This is a genomic window from Microbacterium hibisci (assembly GCF_015278255.1).
Taxonomy (GTDB): domain Bacteria; phylum Actinomycetota; class Actinomycetes; order Actinomycetales; family Microbacteriaceae; genus Microbacterium; species Microbacterium hibisci.
Window position 1 is genome coordinate 478,236 of the sequence record NZ_JADIJC010000002.1, and the last position, 21,712, is coordinate 499,947.

The following is a 21,712-nucleotide window of genomic DNA, read 5'->3' on the forward strand; positions in this document are numbered from 1 at the left end:
GTCACCTCGATGAGGGCGAGCAAGGGAGCAAGGTATGAGTGCGGACTTCACGACCACGATCACGGTCGACGCGACGACGCAGCAGGCGTTCGACGCCATCAACGACGTCGCCGGGTGGTGGGGGCGGATCACGGGAACGACGACACGCGTCGGCGACGAGTTCGTCTACGTCGTCCCCGGGCTGCACTACAGCGGTTTCCAGGTCGTGGAGCTGCAACCCGGACGCAGGGTCGAGTGGCGGGTCACCGGCAGCTACCTCGACTTCGTCGACGACCACCTGGAGTGGACCGGAACGAGCGTGCGGTTCGAGATCGAGGAGCAGGCCGGGGGCGCCCGCATCACGTTCACCCACGACGGGCTCGAGCCCGAGGATCAGTGCTACGAGGTGTGCTCGAACGCGTGGAGCATGTTCGTCAACGGCAGCCTCAAGTCCTTCATCGACACCGGCGTGGGCGCCCCGTACACGTTCGGCGGCGACGAGGCTCTGAGCACGGCGGATCACGACGAGCTGCATCGCCAGGTCGTTGCGGCGGCCGGCGGCCGGGCCGACGGCTGAGGACCGCCCGTCGGCCGGGCCGGCGACGCTCGAGGCGCGTCCATCGGCGGGGAAGCCCGAGGAACGTGCGCGGCGAGGGTGCGGTCGTCGACTCCGGGTGGATGTCGTGGGTCGCGCATAGAGTGCGCGCATGGCGGAGCGGGTGGAGCTGTGGTGGGCACGACGCCAGTTCTCCAAGGGCGCGGAGGTGCCCTACCCGGTCGGCTCGTACCGGTCGGCATGGGCGTCGTACCCCGCCCTCGTCCGTCAGTATCATCCGGAGCTCAACGCCGGGATCACTCTGACGCAGATCCCACCGGCGGCGGACGTGCTCCTGCTGTGGGAGTGCGAGGCGGGCCACCGGTTCGCCGCGACGCCGTCGGAGCAGCGTGCCCGGCCGGGGCGGGAGCGCCGGCGGTCGGCCTGGTGTCCCGAGTGCTCGGTGCTCGCGCGGCCTCCCAGGGCGAGCCTCGCCGTTCCGACGGTCGCCGCACCGGCCGTCCCCGTCCCGGCGGTCGCCGCACCGGCGGTCGCCGCACCGACGCCCCCCGCCCCTCCCGGGGCTGCACCCCGTCGTCGCAGACCCACGCGCAGGCTGTGCGGTAAGACCCCCGATCTTCCGGTGGGAGAGGCGTTCCTCAGCGCCTGCGCGCCGAAGCCCGCCTCCGCAGCCGAGGCTCGTCTGCGCGCCGATCTGTTCGAACGCCTCGCAGTGACCCCCGGGCTCAATGCGATCCGGACCTCGCGACCGTTCTTCGACCACCTCGAGGTGTGGCCGGACATCCTGCTGCCCGAGCTGCGGATCGCGGTGGAGTACGACACCGTGGGCAAGCACGGCCTGGAGCACGTGGGCAGGCGCGAGGAGGCCGACCGCAGAAAGGACCGTGCGCTCCGGGCCTCGGGCTGGGAGGTCGTGCGGCTGCGCATGGGAAAGCTCGAACCCCTGGGACCGTTCGATCTGCAGCTGGCGTCGTGGACCAAGACCGGTCGCGCGCGGCTGCTCGACGTTTTCCGCGAGATCCGCGGGTCTCTGCTCATCGACGCATACGTCCGCTGAGCGGCACCTCGGTGTCGGACGCGGTCGCTACGGTGAGTTGCGGAGGGCTCATGAAGACCAAGGGATTCCCGCGCGCGTCGGCGCAGCTGCCGCGCCGCGGCCATGTGCTGGTGACCATCACGGTCGTCGACGAGAACGGCTTCACGTCGCAGTACGAGACCGTCGAGGCGCCTGTCGGCGCCCTCCGCGACGGCGTCGCCGCGATCCATCTGGCAGCCGCGGACGCGGCCGCCGAATCGCGTTCCGCCTAGCCGCCCCACGACCCTTGCGAGTCGGGCGGGCACCGTCTAGCATCGAACATACATTCGAAATAGGAGGCTGCCATGCAGATGACGGTGCGTGAGGATGTTCAGGTGTGGTGCGAGCATGAGCGGCCGGTCAGGCTGGTGGTCGGCGGCGAGCGCTGGCGCATCATCGATGTGCCGACCCGGTCGGACGGGGGCCGCCTGTTCCAGAGCTGGCGCTTCACCGCCCGCAGTGACGTCGATCACCGCACCCGCGTCATGGACGTGGAGGAGGTCGAGGGCCACTGGTCGCTCGTCGCGGCGTGGGATTGATGACGAACGGCGCCGTTGTGCGCAGTGTGAAGATCGGCGGAACTTCGCTGCGCGAGGGCTGTCGATCCTCTTGAGACCTGAATCGCTCGTCAGGTATGGTCGCGCAGTGCGGTTCTTCGGCCGCGCACGCGCTCTACAAGGAGGTCCAGCGCATGGCATCAACAGCACCTACGTCCGACGCGCCGATGAGGCAGTCGAGTCTGCGACGCGTCGTCACGGCGTCGATGGCCGGAACGGTCGTCGAGTGGTACGAGTTCTTCCTCTACGCCACGGCGGCGACGCTCGTCTTCAACAAGATCATGTTCCCGCCGTCGGACGACCCGTATGCGCCCATCATCGCGGCGTTCGTCACCTACGCCGTCGGGTTCGTCGCGCGGCCGCTCGGCGGCATCGTGTTCGGTCATTTCGGCGACAAGTACGGTCGGAAGAAGCTGCTCCAGTTCGCCATAATCCTGGTCGGCGTCGCCACGTTCCTCATGGGCTGCCTGCCGACGTTCGACGCCATCGGCTACTGGGCGCCCGCGCTCCTGGTCGCACTGCGCTTCGCGCAGGGCTTCGCGGTCGGCGGGGAATGGGGCGGAGCGGTGCTGCTCGTCTCGGAGCACTCGCCCGACAAGACCCGCGGTTTCTGGTCATCGTGGCCGCAGGCGGCGGTGCCCATCGGAAACCTGCTCGCGACGGTGGTGCTGCTCGTGCTCAGTCGCACGCTGAGCGAGGAGCAGTTCCTCGCGTGGGGCTGGCGCATCGGGTTCTGGCTGTCGGTCGTGATCGTCGCGATCGGCTACTACGTGCGCACCCGCGTCACCGACGCTCCGATCTTCCTCGAGGTGCAGCAGCAGATCGAGCGTTCCAAGGCCGCTCGCTACGGCGTGCTCGAGGTCCTCAAGCGCTACCCGCGCGGCGTGCTCACTGCGATGGGACTCCGCTTCGCGGAGAACATCATGTACTACCTCGTGGTGACCTTCTCGATCACGTACCTCGCGGTGGCGCTGGAGGTCGACACCGCCGAGATCCTCGGGCTGCTGGTGATCGCCCACATCGTCCACATGATCGTGATCCCGCTGATCGGCGGTCTCACCGATCGGCTCGGACGCAAGCCGGTGTACCTCATCGGCACGCTCGGAGCGGCGGCGTGGGGCTTCATCGCCTTCCCGATGTTCGACACCCGCAACCCGGCGATCATCGTCGCGGCGATCTGCCTCGGCCTCTTCATCCACGCCTTCATGTACGCGCCCCAGCCCGCGATCATGTCGGAGATGTTCCCGACGCGCATGCGCTACTCGGGCGTCTCACTGGGCTACCAGGTCACCTCGATCGTCGCCGGCTCGCTCGCGCCGATCATCGCGACCGCCCTGCTGCGGGAGTACGGCTCGTACATCCCCGTGGCGGTGTACCTCGCGATCGCCGCGGGCGTCACGCTGATCGCCGTCATCTCGATGCGCGAGACGAAGGGATCGTCGCTGCACGAGCTCGACCGCCTCGACGAGGAGAAGCTCGCCGCTGACGGGGTCTCGACGCGCGCCTGAGACTTCCGATCGCGCAACCGCCCCGTCTCGGCACCCCGTGGCGGGGCGGTTCCTGCCTGTGCGGTCGCTCCCGCGCGGTGTCAGACGCCGCGCCGTACGGCGCCGCGCGTCTCGGGCTGCAGCCGCAGCACCATCACCGTGGTCACGGCGAGGATCACGATCCCGAGGGACTCGATGATCACCGTCTCCGGTACGAGGGTGAAGTTCCAGTCCTGGTGGATGCCGAAGAGCCCCACCGTCAGCGCCAGGACGAGCGCGCCGAGCGTCGCGATCAGGAACAGCAGGCTGAGCACGGTCGCGAGCTGGAGCAGACGCCCGTGGAGCACGAGCATCCCCACCGCGAGGACGAGTGCCGCGATGGCGTTGAGGACGAAGAACACGCCGAGGATCCCGCCCACGCCGTTGAAGACGAGGAAGAGATGGATGCCGCCCGCGGCGAGGAGGGCGATCGCGCTGAGGATGCGCATGATCCACAGCGCGCGGCTGCTTTCGGTCATGGGTCTACCTGCTCTCTTGCTGAGGTGCGATGGTCGACGCCTCCTCGAGGGAAACGAGGGCGGCGCCGCGCCGGTTCAACCGCGCGAGCCACAGCACGTCGCGCCCGAACGATTCGAGCACCACGATGAGCGCGAGGCCCGCGACGACGACGCCGGCGATCGGTGGCAGGAGCTGGGAGGCGACGATCGTCAGCGCGACGCCGCATACGGCGGTCACCACCTTTCGCCAGTACCGGGGCGGAAGCGGGCGACGCATCCACGGCAGCAGCCAGCCGGCGACCACGAACGCGTATCGCAGCAGTCCGATGACGAGCACCCACCATCCGACCAGACGCACGTCGTAGACGCACAGCACCAGCAGCAGGTACGCGTCGACCTCCATGTCGAAGCGCGCGCCCAGTTCGCTCTGCGTCGCGGTGCGCCGTGCGACGTACCCGTCGACCCCGTCGAGCGCCAGCGCGACGGCGGCGAGGGTGACCAGAAGGGGAGTGGATGCCGCACCCTCCAGCGCCGCGACGACCAGCGCGGTGATGATCCCCACCATCGCCGACCGTGTCGCGGTGACGGCGTTGGCGGCTCCGAAGCGGTCGGCCCGCCGACGACGCAGGCCGCGGGTCAGCAGGACCGTCGAGACGACGAGGTATCCGGCACCCGCCGCCCACGCCGCTGCCGACAGTGGAACGAACCGCCCGACGATGAGCAGACCGGCGACCCCGGCCACCGCCCACCACCACGGCACCCACTGAACTTTTCCCATGTGCGCTCCGTTTAGTCCCTATGGCGGTCACCGGGAACACGACGCAGGTACCCGCCGGAGTTCACCCCGAGGTTCCGGACGCCGCGATCGCGTGGTGGACCGTCGGTCCCGGGCAGGGCGAATTCCGGCTCGAGGATGTCGGCGAGCCGTCGGGTGACGAGGCCTCGGTGCGGACGCTGTGGACCGGCGTGAGTCGCGGCACCGAAGCGCTGGTGGCACGCGGCGAGGTGCCTGACTCGGAACGCGAACGCATGCGAGCGCCCTTTCAGGACGGCGCTTTTCCCTTCCCCGTGAAGTACGGGTACCTCAACGTCGGCACCGTCGAGAGCGGCCCGCGAGCGCTGCAGGGGCGCACGGTGTTCGCGCTGTATCCGCACCAGTCGCGTTTCGTCGTCTCCGCCGACGCGCTCGTCGCCGTCCCCGAGTCCGTGCCGCCCCGGCGCGCGGTGCTCGCGGGCGCGATGGAGACGGCGGTGAACGTGCTGTGGGATGCCGGACCCACGGTGGGCGACCGGGTGACCGTCGTCGGTGCGGGCATGATCGGCGGTGCGATCGCGCGCCTGGCGAGAGGCATCCCGGGTTGCGAGGTGACCCTCGTCGACGTCGACGCGGGGAAGGCCGCGCTGGCCGACCGGCTGGGCGTCGCCTTCGCGGCCCCCGACGACGCGCCTGCGGCAGCGGACGTGGTCATCGAAGCCAGCGGCAGCGGCGCCGGCCTGCAGCTCGCGCTGCGGGTCGCGCCCGACGACGGCGAGGTGGTCGTCGCCAGCTGGTTCGGCAACGGCGTCGTCCCCCTCGAGCTCGGCGCGGACTTCCACGCGCGCCGGCTCACGATCCGCTCGAGCCAGGTCGGCGCGGTCTCGACCCGTCGTCGCGCCCGCCGTACGACGCGCGACCGCCTGACCCTAGCGCTTCGACTGCTGGAAGATCCAGCCCTCGACGCGCTGCTCGGCGGCGCCTCATCATGGAGGCAGCTGCCGGAGGTCACCGCCGCCCTCGCCGCGGGAACGGCGGGTGCACTCTGCCACACGATCGATTGGAGTGCCGCATGAGCTTCAGCCTCACCGTCCGCGACCACCTGATGATCGCACACAGCCTCAAGGGCGACGTGTTCGGTCCGGCGCAGCAGCTGCACGGTGCGACCTATCTCGTCGACGCGACCTTTCGCGCGGAGGCGCTCGACGACGACGGCGTCGTCGTCGACATCGGCCGCGCCGGCGACGCGCTCCGCGAGATCGTCGGCGCGCTGACCTACCGCAATCTCGACGACGAGCCCGACCTGCAGGGTGTGAACACCACGACGGAGCGGCTCTGCCAGATCATCGGCGACCGCCTGGCCGACCGGGCACGGACCGGCGCCCTCGGGACGGCGCGCCTGAGCGGGATCATCGTGACGCTGCACGAGTCGCACGTCGCGTGGGCGTCGTACGAGGTGCCGTTGTGACCGACGGACCGCCGGTCCGCTTCCTCGTCCCCGCCGGGGTCGACGATCCCCGTCGCGTGAGCGGGGGCAACGTCTACGACCGGAATGTCCGCGACGGCCTCCGTGGGCTCGGCTGGATCGTGTCGACCGTCGAGGCGGCGGATGCCGAGGCTGCGGCATCCGCTCTCCGCGACGCGCCGGACGGCGAGCTCGTCCTCATCGACGGACTCGTGGCGGGGTGGGCGCCGGACGCCGTCGAGGAGGCGGCACTGCGCGTGCGCCTCGTGGTGCTGACGCACATGCTGGTGGCGGCCTTTCCGGATGCGACGGAAGCCGCCCGCGACGCCGAGCGGCGGACGTGCGCGGCGGCGATGCGCGTCATCGCCACGAGCCGGTGGACCGCCGACGAGCTCGCTCGCCGCGGGCTGGTCGAGCCCGGCCGGGTGGCCGTCGCGACGCCGGGCGTCGCGCCGCGGGACGTCGCCCAGCCGCGCGGGGACGGCGACCTGCTGTGCGTCGGCGTCATCGCCCCGCACAAGGGCCAGGACACGCTGCTCGCGGCCCTCGGCGAGCTGGACCGGCGCGACTGGAGCTGTGCGATCGTCGGCTCGGAAGACACGTATCCCGAGTTCGCCGCGGCGATCGGGCGCGCGGCCCGCGGGTTCGGCGGACGCGTGCGGCTCACCGGCACGCTGGATGACAACGCCCTCGCGGACGAGTACCGCCGCAGCGCGCTGCTGGTCGCGCCGTCGCGCGTCGAGGCGTCGGGTATGGCGATCGCCGACGCACGCGCGTGGGGTATGCCGGTGGTGGCCGCGGCCACCGGCGGCATCCCCGACACGCTCGCCGGCGGGGGCGTGCTCGTCGAGCCGGGCGACGCTCACGCGCTCGCCGCGGCGCTCCGCTCGTGGATGACGGATGCCGCGCTCCGCGACCGGCTCCGCCGCGAGGCGCTCGCCGCCCGCCCGACGCTGCCGACGTGGGAGCGGACGGTGGCGGACGTCGCCGAGACGCTGGAGGCGGCATGACCTCCATCTCCACCGCGACCCCCGGCTGGCTCGCCCTGCGCGCGCCCGCCGACGACGGCGCGCGGTCGGCGGACCTCGCGCACGAGCTCGCCCGGCTGGTCGGCCGCGGCGCCACCGGAGCGCCCCTGCTGCTGCACGACCTCGGCGCCGGTACGGGGTCGATGACGCGGTGGCTCGCCCCGCGCCTGCCCGGGCCGCAGCGATGGGTGCTGCGCGACGGCGACGCCGACATCCTCGAGCATCTGGACCTGCGCACGGTGGCCGATGCGGACGGCGCGGCGATCGAGTCGGAGGTCGTCGTGGAGGACCTCGAGCACCTGCCCCGCGACGCGTTCCACGGCGCGGCGGCGGTCACGGCATCCGCTCTCCTCGACGTCCTCACCGAGGCTGAGGCTGCGCACATCGCCGCCGCCTGCATCGCGGCCCGAGCACCGGTGCTCTTCAGCCTCACGGTGACCGGCGACGTGCGCGTGCGGCCTTCCGCGGGGCACCAGGGTCTCGAAGACGTGCTCGCCGCCGCCTTCGACGACCACCAGCGGCGCGACGCGGAGGGGCGACGGATGCTCGGGCCCGATGCGGTCGCCGCGGTCGCGGCGCTGTTCGCCGACGCCGGCTGGCAGGTCCGGCGGGCTGCGACGCCGTGGCGTCTCCGGAGATCGGACGCGCCGCTGGCTGTGGAATGGCTCGAGGGATGGGTGCGCGCAGCGGTCGAGCAGCGACCCGACCTGACGGAGCCGGCGGGGGAGTACCTGCGCGAGCGGCTCGCGCACGGAGCTGCCGGACGCCTGCGCGTGACCGTGTCGCACGAGGACCTGCTGGCGTGGCCGGGCTGAGCCGTCTTCCGATGCGCGTGCGGTCCGGAGCCCGGGTCGCCGCCGCACTCGCCATGGTGGCCGGCACGATCGCCGTCGTCGGCACGGAGCCCTTCGCGGCGGGCCTCGCGTCGATCTCGCCCCCGACGATCTTCGCGGCCGCCGTGCTCGCCGCCGTCGCGACGGCGGCGGCGGCCTGGCGCTGGCGCGTCGTCTGCGCCGGCTTCGGGCTCTCCCTCCCGTGGGCCGAGGCCTTCACGGCCTACTACCGCTCGCAGTTCCTCAACACCGTGCTTCCCGGTGGGGTTGCCGGCGACGTCCACCGTGCCTACGTCCACGGGCGGCGCATCGACGGCGTCGGCCTCGCCGCGCGCGCCGTCGTCGCCGAGCGCGTCGCCGGGCAGGTCGTACAGCTGGTGCTGACGCTGGCGTTGCTGCTGCCGCTCGGAATCACGTCGCCGCTCGCGCCGCTCGCCCTCGCGACGGCGGTCGCCGCGGGCGTGGTGGCCGTCGCCCTGGCGGCCGTCGTCGCGCGCCGTCGGGGGAGGGAGCTGCTGCGCAGGGAGCTCCGGATGCTGCGACCCCTGCTCGCCACTCCGCTCAGGCTCGTCGCGATCGTCGCCGCGTCGGTGGTGGTGATCGCCGCGCACACCGGCACGTTCGTCGTCGCGGGCCTCGCCGTGGGCGTAACGGCGGCTCCGCAGGACCTCGCCGTCGTGGCTCTCCTCGTGCTCGCCGCCGCGGCGATCCCGCTGAACGCCGGCGGCTGGGGGCCACGCGAGGCGGTCGCGGCATCCGCGTTCGCCCTGGCGGGCCTCGGGGCCGGAGCCGGACTCGCGGTGTCCGCCGCCTTCGGCGTCCTCACCGCACTCGCCGTGGCGCCCGGCGCGCTGACGCTGCTGGGGGGCCGCTTCCGTTCCCCTGCGCCGAGGGGCATCATCGGGAAGAGGAGAACCGCATGAGCGAGCGACCGTACGTCACGCTGAGCTGCGCGATGTCGATCGACGGCTACCTCGACAGCGCCGAGCCGCACCGGCTCGCGATGTCGAATGCCGCCGACCTCGACCGGGTCGACGCCGTGCGCGCCGACCACGACGCGATCATGGTCGGCGCTTCGACCGTGCGGCGCGACAACCCGCGGCTGCTGGTGCGGGATGCCGCGCGGCGCGAACGCCGGCTGGCTTCGGGCCGTCGCGAGTCCCCGGCGAAGGTGACCGTGACCGCGAGCGGCGAGCTCGCCCCGGAGGCCGCGTTCTTCACCGCGGGCGACGGGCCGCGCATCGTGTACTGCCCGGTGGACCGCGTGGAGTCGTTGCAGGCGCGGCTCGGCGATCGCGCCGTCGTCGTCGGCCTCGGCGAGGACTGCGTGACCATGACCGCGCTTCTCGACGACCTGGCCGCGCGTCGCGGCGTGCGCAGCCTGATGGTCGAGGGCGGCGGCTCGGTGCTGACCCAGTTCCTGGGCGCCGACCTCGTCGACGAGCTGCACCTGGTGATCGCGCCGTTCTTCGTGGGCGAAGCCGGCGCCCCGCGCGTGGTCCGGCCGGGGGCCTTCCCGTGGACGGCGCATCGCCGTGCGCACCTTGCCGAGACGATGCAGATCGGCGACGTGGTCCTGCTGCGCTACGCCCTGTCGGAGCGGTTCGGCACGCGCGACGGCGACGGCACGAGCGCCCGCGCGGGATGGGAGACCGTCGCCGTCGAACGGCCGTGAACGCCGCGACCCGGCAGGCGCCGGGCTGGCGCCGCCGCCTTGCCGACGGGTGCGCGGTCGCTGTGCTGATCACGCTGCCGCTGGTTCCGGGCGTCTTCGCCGACGGATCGGCGTGGAGCCTGATCCGCCTCCCGGCCGAGTCGATCCTGATCCTCCTGATCCTGGCGCTGGTGCCGTGGCGGATGCCGCGCATCGCGCTGGCGACCGGCTTCGGGGTGTTCGTGGGCATCGCCATCCTGCTCGCCGGCATCGATTCCGGCTACGAGGCTGCGCTCGGCATCCGCTTCGTGCCCCTCGACTGGCCGCAGCTGGGGGACGCATACGGCGTCGTCGCCGCGGCGATCGGATCGGCGCCCGCGAGCGTTCTCTTCAGCACCGCGGCCGCGCTGATCCTGGCGGCCTCGGCCGCCCTGGCGTGGTCGGCCCTGCGCGTGGACGCACTGGTGCGCGGCGGTCCGCGCCATGGACGCACGGTGCTCGCCGCGGTCACCGCGGGCTGGGTGACGATCGCCGCAGGGGCGGTCCCGCTCGGCGTGACCGACCCGGCGGCGGCCGCGGCATCCACCCGCTCCGTCGGATCAGCCGTCTCGAGAGCCGTGTCGGCGCTCGAGACGCGCGCGGCCGTGGCGCGTGAGATCGCGGCCGATCCGTTCGCCGACGCCGACACCGTCGCGCTGCTGTCCTCGTTGCGCGACAAGCACGTCGTGATCGTGTTCGTCGAGAGCTACGGGCGGGTGGCGGTCGAGGGCGGTGCGTTCGCGACGGGGGTCCGCGAGGTGCTGCGCCGCGGCGATGAAGAGCTCGCGGCCGACGGCTACCTCGTGCGGAGTGCGTGGCTCACGTCACCCACCTTCGGCGGCGTCAGCTGGCTCGCCCACGCGACGCTGCAGTCGGGGATCTGGACCGACTCGCAGTCGGTGTACGACCAGGTGGTCCGCAGCGACCGGCTGACCCTCAGTTCGGCATTCGGCCGCGCGGGGTGGTTCGCCGTCAGCGATGTGCCCTCGAACACGCGCCCGTGGGATGTCGGCAAATCGTTCTACGGCTACGACCTGCTCCTCGACGCGACCAACGTGGGCTATCGGGGCCCGTCGTTCGGCTACGCCCGCATCCCCGACCAGTACACCCTGAAGCACTTCGCCGACCGCGTGCTCGCCGAGGCGGACCGCCCGGTGATGGCCGAGATCGACCTGGTCTCGTCGCACACGCCGTGGACGCCGCTGCCGCAGCTGGTGCCGTGGGACCAGGTCGGCGACGGATCGGTCTACGACCGCCAGCCGGCTCTCAGCCCGGCGGCGGCCGAGGTGTGGCAGAGCGAGGCGGAGGTGCAGCGCCACTACGGGCTCTCGATCGAGTACGCCCTGGGCTCGCTCCTGGCGTTCCTGCAGAACCACGACGACCCCGACCTCGTGGTGATCGCATTGGGCGACCACCAGCCCGGGGCGATCGTGAGCGGAGCGGATGCCGGCCGCGATGTTCCCGTCAGCATCATCGCGAAGGACCCCGCGGTGCTCGACGCGATCGCCGGGTGGCGCTGGCAGGACGGCCTGCGCCCCGACCACACCGCGCCGGTGTGGCGGATGGACGCGTTCCGCGACCGCTTCTTCGCGGCGTTCGGCTCATCGGGGTGAGTCCGGCCTGGCAGGATGACGGCATGACGTTCACCGTGCGCGAGCCCGAGCCGCCGGACGCCGCCGAGATCGCCGACCTCCATGTCGTCACGTGGCAGGAGACCTACTCGCACCTGCTCCCCGCTGACTACTTCGACGCCGCGTGGGTGGAGGATCGTCACCGCATGTGGACCCGACTGCTCGAGGGCGGGCGCGACCGCCGCGTGCGCATCGCCGAGGAGGACGGACGGGTGATCGGCCTGGCGCTGTCGGCGCCGAGCACCCCGCAGGGCGACGACACGCCGCCCCGCGAGCGTCAGCTCTACATGCTGTACGTGCTCGCGGCGGCGCACGGACGCGGCGTCGGGCAGGCGCTGCTCGATGAGGTGCTCGGCGACGAGCCGGCGGTGCTGTGGGTCGCGAAGGAGAACCCTCGGGCCATCGCGTTCTACCGCAAGAACGGGTTCGAGTTCGACGGACCCGAGCAGACCTATCCCGGCGCGCCGACGCTCGTCGATGCCCGGATGGTGCGCTGAGCTCAGCGGGTGTCGTCGGAGTCGTCCGTCCAGGCCAGGATGTCGACCCCGTGGTTGTCGGGTGAGGTGAGCGTCCACCACTCCGGCGCGTGCGAGTCGTCGGCCAGCCGCCCGCCCGCCGCGAGCGCGGCCGCGACCCGCGCGTCGACCTGGTCGCGCGGCACCGAGATGTCGACGTGGGTCCGCCCGCGCCCCGACTTCGCCGGCTCCAGCGGGTGGAACCATACGTGCGGGTTGCGCCGCAGCGGATCGACGGCGTCGTCGGCGCCGAGCGGTTCGTAGCCCAGCGCGGCGGTCCAGAACGGACGCACGTGGGCCTCGGGACCCTGCGCGACGGCGATGCCGATGACGGTCAGCGCCGACGGGTCGGCTTCGAGGCCGAGCTCGCGCGCCGCGCGGGAGACGGATGCCGCGAGCTCGGCATCCGCTCGGCTGAGCCCGCCGTCCCGACGACTGAAGCTCTTCACGAAGACCCCCTCGGGGCGCAGGTCGATGTCGGGGAAGTGGCCCTGCTCCTCGGCGATCGCGACGATCGCGGCCACGAGCCGCGCGCCGTGCGACAGCGAGTCCGCGCGGAAGAAGGCGTGGGCGCCCCAGTACAGCACCCGCCAGTCCTCGACCCCCGCCGACGCATGGAACGCGGCGGCGCTGATCGTCTCGGCCTCGCGCTGGATCGTGCCGTCGCCGAGCGGCGGCTGCGCGAGGATCACCCGCGCGAGCTCATGCGGCTGGGTCAGCTGCGGCCAGTGGCCCGTCGGCAGATCCACGTACGTCACATCGGTGAGCCGCGTGAACTCCTGCACCGGCTCGGCCCCCGCCGCGATCCAGCTCTGCAGATCCGCGACGGAGTACTCGGACGCGACGGCCGTCACCGGGATGTCGTGACGGCGGTCGTCATGGAGATGCTGGATGCCGGTGACCACTCCCGCCGGAGACGGGACGGCGTATGCACGGAACGCGGTCATGCCGCCGTCGCCGAGATCCCGGAGGTCGGCCTCGTCGAAGTCGGCCCAGTCCGGCAGGGGCAGGTCGGCGCCCCGCGGTTCGTACCCACGCAGCAGCGGATCGCCGTCCGCCGTCGGGAATCCGCCGATGAGGATCAGGCGCGCGACGCGGTCAGGCCGGGCGTCGGCTGCCGCGTAGACGATGCCCGCGCCGGCGGAGTGGCCCACCAGGATCACCTGCTCGCCGGGGGCGGCGTCGATGGCGGCCACCACGGCCTCGACGTGATCCGCGAGCTGGATGCGCGATCGATCGGCGTCGGCAGACTCCATGCCCGGAAGCGTGAGCGGCACAGGTCGGTGGCCGGCCCGCTCGAGCGCGGGTGCCACCTCGTACCAGGCCCACCCGCCCATCCAGAGACCTGCGACGAGGATGATGTCCATCTCTGCTCCTCCGTGCCCGCGTGCTGTCAGTGTGGCCCCGGCCGCCGACATCCGCCACCGCCTCCCGGGCCGAGGGAATACGCCCACTCCGACCACGGTTGTGGATGGTACCCCGGGGGGGTATAACAGAGCCATCGTTCGACGAGGAGACGCCGTGACCGATCCGCATCACGACCAGAGAGCAGGGGTCGCCGCGAACGACCGGGCCGCGCGCACCGACGGCGACGCCGGGCATGACGGGCACGCCGAGCATGACGCACACGCGGGTCACGACGCCCACGCCTCGGGTCACCGCGACGCCCGGCATGACGCCCCCGGCGGCCGGACCGCTTCCGACCCGCACGCCGACCACGCCGCGCGGAACGGCGCGCACGCCGATCACACCGCCCACGCCGGCCACGTGGGGCACGGCGCCGATCACGTCGCCGCCTTCCGGCGGCTCTTCTGGATCAACCTCGTGCTCGCGGTGCCGGTCGTGGCGTTCTCGGGGATGTTCGCGATGGTCCTCGGGTACACGCTGCCCGACGCGCCGTGGGTGCCGTGGGTCTCGCCGGTGCTCGGCACCGTCATGTACTTCTGGGGCGGCCGGCCGTTCCTGACGGGCGCCGTGTCGGAGCTGCGCGCACGCAAGCCCGGCATGATGCTGCTCATCGGCCTCGCGATCACGGTGGCCTTCTTCGCCTCGTGGGGCGCGAGCCTCGGCCTGCTGCACCACGAGCTCGAGTTCTGGTGGGAGCTGGCGCTCCTGATCGTGATCATGCTGCTCGGCCACTGGATCGAGATGCGCTCGCTCGCGCAGACGACGTCGGCGCTCGATTCGCTCGCCGCGCTCCTGCCGGACGAGGCCGAGCGGGTCGAGGGCGACCGCATCGTGATCGTCGCCCCCTCCGCACTGCGCGTGGGCGACGTCGTGGTGGTGCGCCCCGGCGCGAGCGTGCCGGCCGACGGCCGCGTCGTCGACGGTGCTGCCGACATGGACGAGTCGATGGTCACGGGGGAGTCCCGGCCCGTCGCGCGGGGGGTGGGCGACCAGGTCACCGCCGGCACGGTGGCGACCGACTCCGGGCTGCGGGTCGAGGTGACCGCGACCGGCGACGACACCACGCTCGCCGGCATCCAGCGTCTCGTCGCCGACGCGCAGAACTCGACGTCGCGTGCGCAGCGACTCGCCGACCGCGCCGCGGGCTGGCTGTTCTGGTTCGCCCTGGGCGCCGCCGTCGTCACGGCGATCGTGTGGAGCGCCGTCGAGATGCCGGATGAAGCCGTCGTGCGAACGATCACGGTGCTCGTGATCGCGTGCCCCCACGCCCTGGGGCTCGCGATCCCGCTCGTCGTGTCGATCGCCACCGAGCGGGCGGCCCGGGGCGGCGTGCTCGTCAAGGACCGCCTGGCGCTGGAGAGCATGCGCACGATCGACGCCGTGCTGTTCGACAAGACCGGCACGCTCACCAGGGGCGAGCCGACGGTCGTCGACGTATCGGCGGTCGGCGGACTCGACGCCGACGACGTGCTCGCGCTCGCCGCCGCGGCCGAAGCCGACAGCGAGCACCCGCTCGCGCGCGCGATCGTCCGGGCCGCGCAGGAGCGCGGTCTGCCCGTGAGCACCGCCGGCGGCTTCCGGTCCTCGCCCGCGGTCGGCGTGACGGCGACCGTCGCCGGCCGCGTGATCCGGGTCGGCGGGCCCCGCCTCGTCGATGAGATCGGCGCCACCGACGTCGCGGCCGCCGAGAGCTGGCGCGAGCAGGGCTCGATCGTGCTGCACGTCGTGCGCGACGGCGAGGTCATCGGCGGGCTCGCGCTCGCGGACGAGATCCGGCCCGAGTCGCGCGAGGCGGTCGACGCGCTCCACAAGCTGGGCGTCGAGGTCGTGATGATCACCGGGGATGCCGAACCCGTGGCCCGCTCGGTCGCCCAGGCGCTCGGCATCCGTCGCGTCTTCGCCGGTGTGCGTCCGGAGGACAAGGAGCGGAAGGTCGCCGAGCTGCAGGGCGAGGGCCTCAAGGTGGCCATGGTCGGGGACGGCGTGAACGACGCGCCCGCGCTCGCCCGGGCCGACGTCGGCATCGCGATCGGCGCCGGAACCGACGTGGCGATCGGGTCCGCCGGGGTGATCCTCGCCTCGAGCGATCCGCGCTCCGTGCTCTCGGTCATCGAGCTGTCGCGGGCGAGCTACCGCAAGATGACGCAGAACCTGTGGTGGGCGGCCGGGTACAACCTCGTCTCGGTGCCGCTCGCGGCGGGGGTGCTCGCCCCGATCGGGTTCGTGCTGCCGATGTCGGTCGGCGCGATCCTCATGTCGCTGTCCACCGTCGTCGTGGCGCTCAACGCGCAGCTGCTGCGGCGGCTCGATCTGACACCGGAGCGCAGCGCGCGGGCGGTGCTCGAGCGCTGAGCTCGCGCGGGGTCGCGGCATCCGTCCCCCCGTCGGTGACCGTGCGCGGGGATAGGGTTTGAGCATGACGACTCCTCCCGGCTGGTACGACGACGGACACGGCGCGCTGCGCTGGTGGGACGGGGCGCAGTGGACCGAGCACGTCGCTCAGCCCGACCCCGAGCCGTCGCCGGCACCCACGGAGGCCGAGATCGTCGCCCAGCTCGGGTTCGAGCAGCAGGCCGCGCCGGCGCCCGTGGCCGCCGCGGGCGACGCCGCGCCCGGTGGGGCGTCGCAGCCCGAGGTCCCCTCGCAGCCGGCGCATCTCGCCGCGCAGCAGTACGCCGCGCAGCCGGGACACCCGGGGGGACCCTATCCCGGCCCGTCCGCGGGAGGCGGCTTCACCGCCGCGACCGAGCCGCGCAAGTCGAGGCTGTGGATCCTGTGGGTCGTGCTCGGCGTGGTGCTGCTCGGCATCGTGATCGCGGCGGCCGTCGTCATCCCCTTGCTGTTCCTGTCGGCGACCACCGCCGGCGGCGTCGCGCAGACCGACGACGAGCGTGCGGCTGTCACCGCCGTCGAGCGCTATGACGACGCCTGGCAGAACGGGGACTGCGACGCGCTGGCGTCCGCGACGACCGAGGACTTCCGGACGGACCAGGGCCTCACCGACTGCGCCGCGTTCGAAGACCAGACGGTGTCGTTCGGCGCGGGCGTCGAGGACTATACGGTGCAGATCGCGGACGTGGAGACCATCGACGACGTGATCCTGGTGGCCACGAACGAGACGTTCACGCAGCTGCTGGACGCGGACGGGCAGCCGATCGAGCCCACGCCCGGGTCGGCTGTCTACCAGTACACCGTCATCGCCTCCGACGGAACGTGGCTGATCGACGACATCGCCGCCGAATGAGCCGGCCCGAAACGGCCGCGCTTCCGCCGCGCAGCACCCGGTTCTACGTCACCTGCGTGGGGATCGGGCTGCTGGCGGGCGTCCTCTCGGGGCTCTTCGGCGTCGGGGGCGGCACGGTCATCGTGCCCTTCCTCGTGCTGTTCCTCCACTTCGATCAGCGTCTGGCCGCGGGCACCTCGCTCGCGGCGATCGTGCCGACCGCGGCCGTCGGGGTGATCTCGTACGCCGTGCACGGCTCGGTGGCCTGGATCCCGGCGCTGCTGCTCGCGGCCGGAGCCGTCGTCGGAGCCCAGATCGGCACGTGGCTGCTGCCGCGGCTGTCGCTCACCGTGCTGCGATGGTCGTTCGTCGGCTTCCTCGTCGCGGTGATCGTGAGCCTCTTCATCGTGATCCCGTCGCGCGACGCGGAGCTCGTCCTCACCTGGCTCAACGGTGCCGGGCTGGTCGTGCTCGGCGTGGCCACCGGCATCCTGTCGGGTCTCATCGGCGTCGGCGGAGGCATCATCGTCGTGCCGGCGCTCATGGTGCTCTTCGGCACCAGCGACCTGGTGGCCAAGGGCACCTCGCTGCTCATGATGATCCCGACTGCGGTGTCGGGCACGATCGGCAACCTGCGCCGTCGCAACGTCGACCTCGTCGCGGCGGCGATCGTGGGCCTCGCGGCGTGCACCACGACGGCGCTCGGCGCGTGGGCGGCGACCCTCCTCGACCCCTTCGTCGCGAACGTGCTGTTCGCCGCGTACCTGGTCATCATCGCGGTGCAGATGGGGCTGCGCGCCTGGCGAGGCCGTGCGCGGCCGGCCGGACCGGCTGGCGGCGGGCCGGTCGGCGACGACCGGCCGTCCGGGGAGCGGACACCGCCCGCTCGGTAGGATGGCCTGGTGCCAGTGAACCCCGAGCTCGTCGGCCGAGACTTCCCGCCGACGGCCCCCTACCTCGTGGGTCGCGAGAAGGTGCGCGAGTTCGCGCGCGCCGTCTTCGCCGACGACCCGCAGCACACCGACCCCTCGGCCGCCGGGGCCCTCGGCTACGCCGACGTCGTCGCGCCGCCGACGTTCGCGATCGTCGTCACCGACGCCACGCTGCAGCAGCTCCTCGCCGAGCCCGACTCGGGCATCGTCCTGCAGAACGTGCTGCACGCCGAGCAGAAGTTCCGCTACACCCGGCCGATCGTGGCGGGCGACGAGCTGACCGCCAAGCTGGCGGTCACCGGCATCCGTGCCATGGGCGCCGCGGCGATGGTCACGAGCGAGTCCGAGATCACGGATGCCGCGGGCGCGCACGTCGTGACCGCGACGTCCGTCCTGCTCGTAGGGGAGGGGGACGCATGAGCGCCGCTTCGACGGGCTCTGCGACCGGTCCGCTCACCGTCGGCGACGTGGTCGCCGAGCGCACCGTGCATCTCACGCGCGAGTCGCTGGTGCGCTACGCCGGCGCGTCGGGCGACTTCAACCCGATCCACTACCGCGACGACGTCGCCGCCGCCGTGGGCCTTCCCGGTGTGCTCGCCCACGGCATGCTCACCATGGGCCTGGCCGTGGGCACGCTCACGCCGTGGCTCGGCGACACCGGCCGCATCCTCGACTACGGCGTGCGGTTCACCAAGCCCGTCGTGGTCGACCCCGACAAGGGCGCCGACGTGACCGTCGTCGCGAAGGTCGGCGCCGTCGACGACGAGTCCGCCCGCATCGACCTCACCGTCTCGTACGAGGGCGCCACGGTGCTCGTCAAGGCGCAGGTGCGCGTCCGGACCGTCTGACGCATGCCCGAAGTCACTCCCGTACCGCTCTCGCGGCTCACCACGCTGCGCACCGGCGGCGTCCCCGCGCGCATGGTCGACGCGCACACGACCGACGAGCTCGTCGATGCCCTGCGCGACGTCTGGGCGTCGGGCGACGACTGGCTCGTGCTGGGCGGCGGCTCCAACCTCTTCGTCGGCGACGACCCGTTCGACGGCACCGTCGTGCGCGTGCTGACGAAGGGCATCGAACGGATGCCGTCACCCATGCCGGGACGCGCGCGCCTGCGCGTGCAGGCGGGGCACGACTGGGACGACCTCGTCGCCTTCGCGGTGGCCGAGGGCCTCGGCGGCCTGGAGGCGATGTCGGGCATCCCCGGGACGGTCGGCGCGGCTCCCGTGCAGAACATCGGCGCCTACGGCCAGGAGATCGTGCAGACCCTCAGCGAGGTCGAGCTCCTCGACGAGTCGACCGGCGACGTCTCGACGGTGCCGGCGGCCGAGCTCGGGCTCGGCTTCCGCACCTCGGTGCTGAAGCACCACTACGGCTCGGTGCCCACCCGTCGCGCGGTGATCCTCACGGTCACCCTCGACCTGCCCGAGATCGGGCCCGGCGCGCGCCGGATCGCCGGCGACCAGCTCCGCACCGCGCTGCGCCTGGGACCCGAAGACGAGGCCACCCTCGCGTGGGTCCGCGACCGCATCCTCGAGACCCGCCGCAGCAAGGGCATGGTGCTCGACGGCGACGACCCCGACACGTACAGCGCGGGGTCGTTCTTCCAGAACGCGGTGGTGTCGGCATCCTTCGCCCGCACGCTCCCCGACGCGTGCCCGCGCTGGCCCGTGCACCCCGACCTCGACCCGGTGCTCGTCATTCCCCTGGCGAACTTCGACGGCTACGTGCCGCCGCCGACGACCGTGCCGTCCGACGTCAAGGTCAGTGCCGGGTGGCTGATCGAGCACGCCGGCGTGCGCAAGGGCTTCCGGCTGCCGCGATCGCGCGCGGGCCTGTCGACCAAGCACGCGCTCGCGCTCACCAACCGCGGCAGCGCCACCGCGGCCGAACTGGCCGAACTCGCCCGGTTCATCCAGGGGCGCGTGCAGTCCGAGTTCGGCCTGATCCTCCAGCCCGAGCCCGTGCTGCTGAACGTCGAGCTCTAGCCCGCTTCGTCTCGCTTCGCTCGCTCAACGACCGGTGCCGTGGTCTCGGTCGTCGAGCGAGGAGCGCAGCGACGAGACGAAACGCTCGGGGTCGTCCCGACACCCCTGGCCGGCGTGCCCGAGCAGGTTCGCGCGATGCGCGGGCGCCAGGTTCGCCAGCGCCGCAGCCAGTTCCATCACGATGGCCAGTCGTCGTCCCATGGATCATCCCTTCGTTCATCCTCAACGGGGACGACGAACGGGACAGGGTCGAATCGACGAAAGACGGAACGCGGATGCCCCGGGCCGGGGCATCCGCGTTCCGTGAGGCGCGTCGGGTCAGGAGGCGAAGAGGCGCTGCAGGCGCTGGACGCCCTCGAGGAGCGCATCGTCGCCCAGCGCGTACGACAGGCGAAGGTACCCGGAGGGGCCGAAGGCCTCGCCGGGCACCACGGCGACCTCGGCCTCTTCGAGGATGAGGTCGGCGAGCTCCAGCGAGGTCGTCGGCGTCTTCCCCGCCCACTCGCGGCCGAGGAGGCCGCGCACGTCGGGGTACGCGTAGAACGCGCCGAGCGGGTTGGGCACCTCGACGCCGTCGATCTTCGACAGCTCGGCGACGATGGTGCGCCGGCGGCGGTCGAACGCGAGGCGCATCTGCTCGACCTCGTCCTGCGGGCCGGTGAGGGCGGCCAGCGCCGCGCGCTGCGCGATGTTGTTGACGTTCGAGCAGAGGTGCGACTGCAGGTTGCCGGCGATCTTGATGGCGTCCTTCGGCCCCACCATCCAGCCCAGCCGCCAGCCGGTCATCGCATAGGTCTTCGCCACCCCGTTGACGAGGATCGTCTGGGCTGCGGCATCCGGCACCGCCTCCACGATCGAGACCGCACGCGCGCCCTCGTAGACGAGGTTCTGGTAGATCTCGTCGGAGATGACCCAGATGCCGTGCTCGACCGCCCACTCGCCGATCGCGGTGGTCTCTTCGAGCGTGTAGACCGAGCCGGTGGGGTTCGACGGCGACACGAACACCAGCGCGGTCGTGCGGTCGGTGCGCGCGGCCTCGAGCTGCGCGACGGTCACCTTGTAGTCCTGGTCGGCGCCGGCGAACACCTCGACCGGCACGCCGTCGGCCAGCGCGATGGCCTCGGGGTAGGTGGTCCAGTACGGGGCCGGAAGCAGCACCTCGTCGCCGGGGTTCACCACGGTCTGGAAGGCCTGGTACACGGCCTGCTTGCCGCCGTTGGTGACGATGATCTGCGACGGGTCGACCTCGATCCCGGAATCGCGGAGCGTCTTCGCGGCGATCGCCTCGCGCAGCACCGGAAGGCCGGCCGCGGGGGTGTAGCGGAAGTTCGCCGGGTCGCTCAGCGCCACGTCCGCCGCGTCGACGATGAACTGCGGGGTGGCGAAATCGGGCTCGCCCGCCGCGTACGAGATGACGGGCCGGCCGGCGGCCTGCAGCGCCTTCGCCTTGGCATCGACCTTGAGGGTCGCTGACTCGGCGATGGCGGAGAGTTTGCGGGAGAGCGGTGCGCGTTCTGTCACGCTTCGAGCGTAGTCGGCGCGCGCCGTGCGGTCAGCCGCCGATCACGCACCCGTTGCCTGCGACCGTGCGGGATCCGCCGCGCGGGGGACGGACCGTCCGGCGCGGCGGCCATTCCCCGCCGGCCCTCCGCGGGAGTACCCTGTCGCTCGTGGACGAATGGGTCTGGGGAGCCGTCGTGCTGGCGGTCGTGCTGATCGGGGCCGGCGGCATCGCCTGGTGGCTGGCGCGCGGCTGCGTGCTCACGATGATCGGCGCGGCGGGCGCCGTCATCGGCGGCGTCGTGGCGCTCATCAGCCTCGCGGTGCTGCTCGACCTCGACACCGGCCTGCGGGTCGCCTTCATCGTCACGGTGGTCTCCGGTGTCTGGCTGCTCGCGTGGGCGCTCGCGGGCGGCATCCGCGGGCAGCGGCAGCTGCGTGCCGAGGAGCGAGCGGATGCCGCATCCGGCGCCGTGGTCGTGCCGTCCTCGATCGCCTCCGGCCGGATCCGCAGCCTCTGACCGAATCTCCGCCGGCGTCTCGGCGGACCGCGGCATCCACCGAATGGGGGATGCCTCCTCCTGCGGATGAC

The 21,712-nt window shown here is 72.4% G+C and carries 25 protein-coding genes; 20 read left to right on the plus strand and 5 right to left on the minus strand.

From position 1 onward, the window contains the following. The first annotated feature begins 34 nt into the window (after positions 1–34). From IM770_RS06215 to IM770_RS06235, 5 genes are all read left to right on the plus strand, one after another. Positions 35–556: an SRPBCC domain-containing protein gene (locus tag IM770_RS06215; RefSeq protein WP_203580260.1), complete on the plus strand. Its 522-nt coding sequence runs from the start codon at positions 35–37 to the stop codon at positions 554–556. A gap of 130 nt (positions 557–686) precedes the next feature. Beyond that, positions 687–1,592: a zinc-ribbon domain-containing protein gene (locus tag IM770_RS06220; RefSeq protein WP_203580261.1), complete on the plus strand. Its 906-nt coding sequence runs from the start codon at positions 687–689 to the stop codon at positions 1,590–1,592. Between the two features lie 50 nt (positions 1,593–1,642). After that, on the plus strand, positions 1,643–1,843 hold the full coding sequence (locus IM770_RS06225; protein WP_203580262.1) for a hypothetical protein: 201 nt from the start codon (positions 1,643–1,645) through the stop codon (positions 1,841–1,843). A gap of 72 nt (positions 1,844–1,915) precedes the next feature. After that, on the plus strand, positions 1,916–2,149 hold the full coding sequence (locus IM770_RS06230) for a hypothetical protein (RefSeq protein WP_203580263.1): 234 nt from the start codon (positions 1,916–1,918) through the stop codon (positions 2,147–2,149). A gap of 152 nt (positions 2,150–2,301) precedes the next feature. After that, complete coding sequence (locus tag IM770_RS06235) at positions 2,302–3,675, plus strand: MFS transporter (protein ID WP_203580264.1); 1,374 nt, start codon at positions 2,302–2,304, stop codon at positions 3,673–3,675. Between the two features lie 80 nt (positions 3,676–3,755). Here IM770_RS06235 and IM770_RS06240 read toward each other — a convergent pair whose 3' ends face one another. Further along, entirely contained in the window at positions 3,756–4,172 is a 417-nt protein-coding gene (locus tag IM770_RS06240) for a hypothetical protein (protein ID WP_203580265.1), read from the minus strand. Between the two features lie 4 nt (positions 4,173–4,176). Further along, positions 4,177–4,929 carry a CDP-alcohol phosphatidyltransferase family protein gene (locus tag IM770_RS06245; protein ID WP_203580266.1) on the minus strand — a complete coding sequence of 251 codons (753 nt, stop codon included), beginning with the start codon at positions 4,927–4,929 and terminating at the stop codon, positions 4,177–4,179. A gap of 20 nt (positions 4,930–4,949) precedes the next feature. Here IM770_RS06245 and IM770_RS06250 point away from each other — a divergent pair, with 20 nt between their 5' ends. From IM770_RS06250 to IM770_RS06285, 8 genes are read left to right on the plus strand one after another with little or no spacing between them, the layout of a single operon-like run. Then, positions 4,950–5,981, plus strand: coding sequence for a zinc-dependent alcohol dehydrogenase (locus tag IM770_RS06250; protein WP_203580267.1), 1,032 nt, complete (start codon positions 4,950–4,952; stop codon positions 5,979–5,981). Continuing rightward, complete coding sequence (locus IM770_RS06255) at positions 5,978–6,373, plus strand: 6-pyruvoyl trahydropterin synthase family protein (protein ID WP_203580268.1); 396 nt, start codon at positions 5,978–5,980, stop codon at positions 6,371–6,373. The genes IM770_RS06250 and IM770_RS06255 overlap by 4 nt, the downstream gene beginning before the upstream one ends. Further along, a complete protein-coding gene (locus IM770_RS06260; RefSeq protein ID WP_203580269.1) occupies positions 6,370–7,380 on the plus strand; it encodes a glycosyltransferase family 4 protein in 1,011 nt (336 codons plus the stop codon). Before IM770_RS06255 ends, IM770_RS06260 begins: the two co-directional genes overlap by 4 nt. Further along, complete coding sequence (locus IM770_RS06265) at positions 7,377–8,213, plus strand: SAM-dependent methyltransferase (RefSeq protein WP_203580270.1); 837 nt, start codon at positions 7,377–7,379, stop codon at positions 8,211–8,213. The genes IM770_RS06260 and IM770_RS06265 overlap by 4 nt, the downstream gene beginning before the upstream one ends. Then, positions 8,201–9,154, plus strand: a complete 954-nt coding sequence (locus IM770_RS06270) for a lysylphosphatidylglycerol synthase domain-containing protein (RefSeq protein ID WP_203580271.1) — start codon at positions 8,201–8,203, stop codon at positions 9,152–9,154. Before IM770_RS06265 ends, IM770_RS06270 begins: the two co-directional genes overlap by 13 nt. Further along, positions 9,151–9,906, plus strand: coding sequence for a RibD family protein (locus IM770_RS06275; RefSeq protein WP_203580272.1), 756 nt, complete (start codon positions 9,151–9,153; stop codon positions 9,904–9,906). Before IM770_RS06270 ends, IM770_RS06275 begins: the two co-directional genes overlap by 4 nt. Continuing rightward, positions 9,903–11,537, plus strand: coding sequence for an alkaline phosphatase family protein (locus IM770_RS06280; protein ID WP_203580273.1), 1,635 nt, complete (start codon positions 9,903–9,905; stop codon positions 11,535–11,537). Before IM770_RS06275 ends, IM770_RS06280 begins: the two co-directional genes overlap by 4 nt. Positions 11,538–11,560: 23 nt before the next feature. Continuing rightward, positions 11,561–12,052 (plus strand): GNAT family N-acetyltransferase, encoded by a 492-nt coding sequence (locus tag IM770_RS06285; RefSeq protein WP_203580274.1) that lies wholly within the window; start codon positions 11,561–11,563, stop codon positions 12,050–12,052. Between the two features lie 2 nt (positions 12,053–12,054). Here the strand turns inward: IM770_RS06285 and IM770_RS18160 are convergent, their stop codons facing one another. Next, on the minus strand, positions 12,055–13,437 hold the full coding sequence (locus IM770_RS18160) for an alpha/beta fold hydrolase (RefSeq protein ID WP_307785385.1): 1,383 nt from the start codon (positions 13,435–13,437) through the stop codon (positions 12,055–12,057). Between the two features lie 154 nt (positions 13,438–13,591). On the opposite strand from IM770_RS18160, the gene IM770_RS06300 reads away from it, so the two are divergent. The 6 genes from IM770_RS06300 (at position 13,592) to IM770_RS06325 (ending at position 19,620) form a co-directional block, all read left to right on the plus strand. Next, positions 13,592–15,829, plus strand: a complete 2,238-nt coding sequence (locus IM770_RS06300; RefSeq protein WP_203580275.1) for a heavy metal translocating P-type ATPase — start codon at positions 13,592–13,594, stop codon at positions 15,827–15,829. 64 nt (positions 15,830–15,893) lie between these two features. Next, a complete protein-coding gene (locus tag IM770_RS06305; protein ID WP_203580276.1) occupies positions 15,894–16,721 on the plus strand; it encodes a DUF2510 domain-containing protein in 828 nt (275 codons plus the stop codon). Next, complete coding sequence (locus tag IM770_RS06310; RefSeq protein WP_203580277.1) at positions 16,718–17,593, plus strand: sulfite exporter TauE/SafE family protein; 876 nt, start codon at positions 16,718–16,720, stop codon at positions 17,591–17,593. The genes IM770_RS06305 and IM770_RS06310 overlap by 4 nt, the downstream gene beginning before the upstream one ends. A 9-nt stretch (positions 17,594–17,602) precedes the next feature. Continuing rightward, entirely contained in the window at positions 17,603–18,052 is a 450-nt protein-coding gene (locus tag IM770_RS06315; protein ID WP_203580278.1) for an FAS1-like dehydratase domain-containing protein, read from the plus strand. Further along, entirely contained in the window at positions 18,049–18,480 is a 432-nt protein-coding gene (locus tag IM770_RS06320; RefSeq protein ID WP_203580279.1) for a MaoC/PaaZ C-terminal domain-containing protein, read from the plus strand. Before IM770_RS06315 ends, IM770_RS06320 begins: the two co-directional genes overlap by 4 nt. A 3-nt stretch (positions 18,481–18,483) precedes the next feature. Continuing rightward, positions 18,484–19,620: a UDP-N-acetylmuramate dehydrogenase gene (locus IM770_RS06325; RefSeq protein ID WP_203580280.1), complete on the plus strand. Its 1,137-nt coding sequence runs from the start codon at positions 18,484–18,486 to the stop codon at positions 19,618–19,620. Positions 19,621–19,644: 24 nt separating this feature from the next. Here the strand turns inward: IM770_RS06325 and IM770_RS06330 are convergent, their stop codons facing one another. Together IM770_RS06330 and IM770_RS06335 are read right to left on the minus strand one after the other, a co-directional pair. Beyond that, the gene (locus tag IM770_RS06330; RefSeq protein WP_203580281.1) at positions 19,645–19,821 is read right to left on the minus strand and encodes a hypothetical protein; all 177 of its coding nucleotides are present in this window, start codon (positions 19,819–19,821) and stop codon (positions 19,645–19,647) included. 117 nt (positions 19,822–19,938) lie between these two features. Further along, entirely contained in the window at positions 19,939–21,141 is a 1,203-nt protein-coding gene (locus tag IM770_RS06335) for a pyridoxal phosphate-dependent aminotransferase (RefSeq protein WP_203580282.1), read from the minus strand. 149 nt (positions 21,142–21,290) lie between these two features. On the opposite strand from IM770_RS06335, the gene IM770_RS06340 reads away from it, so the two are divergent. Further along, positions 21,291–21,641 (plus strand): hypothetical protein, encoded by a 351-nt coding sequence (locus IM770_RS06340; protein ID WP_203580283.1) that lies wholly within the window; start codon positions 21,291–21,293, stop codon positions 21,639–21,641. Positions 21,642–21,712 lie beyond the last annotated feature (71 nt).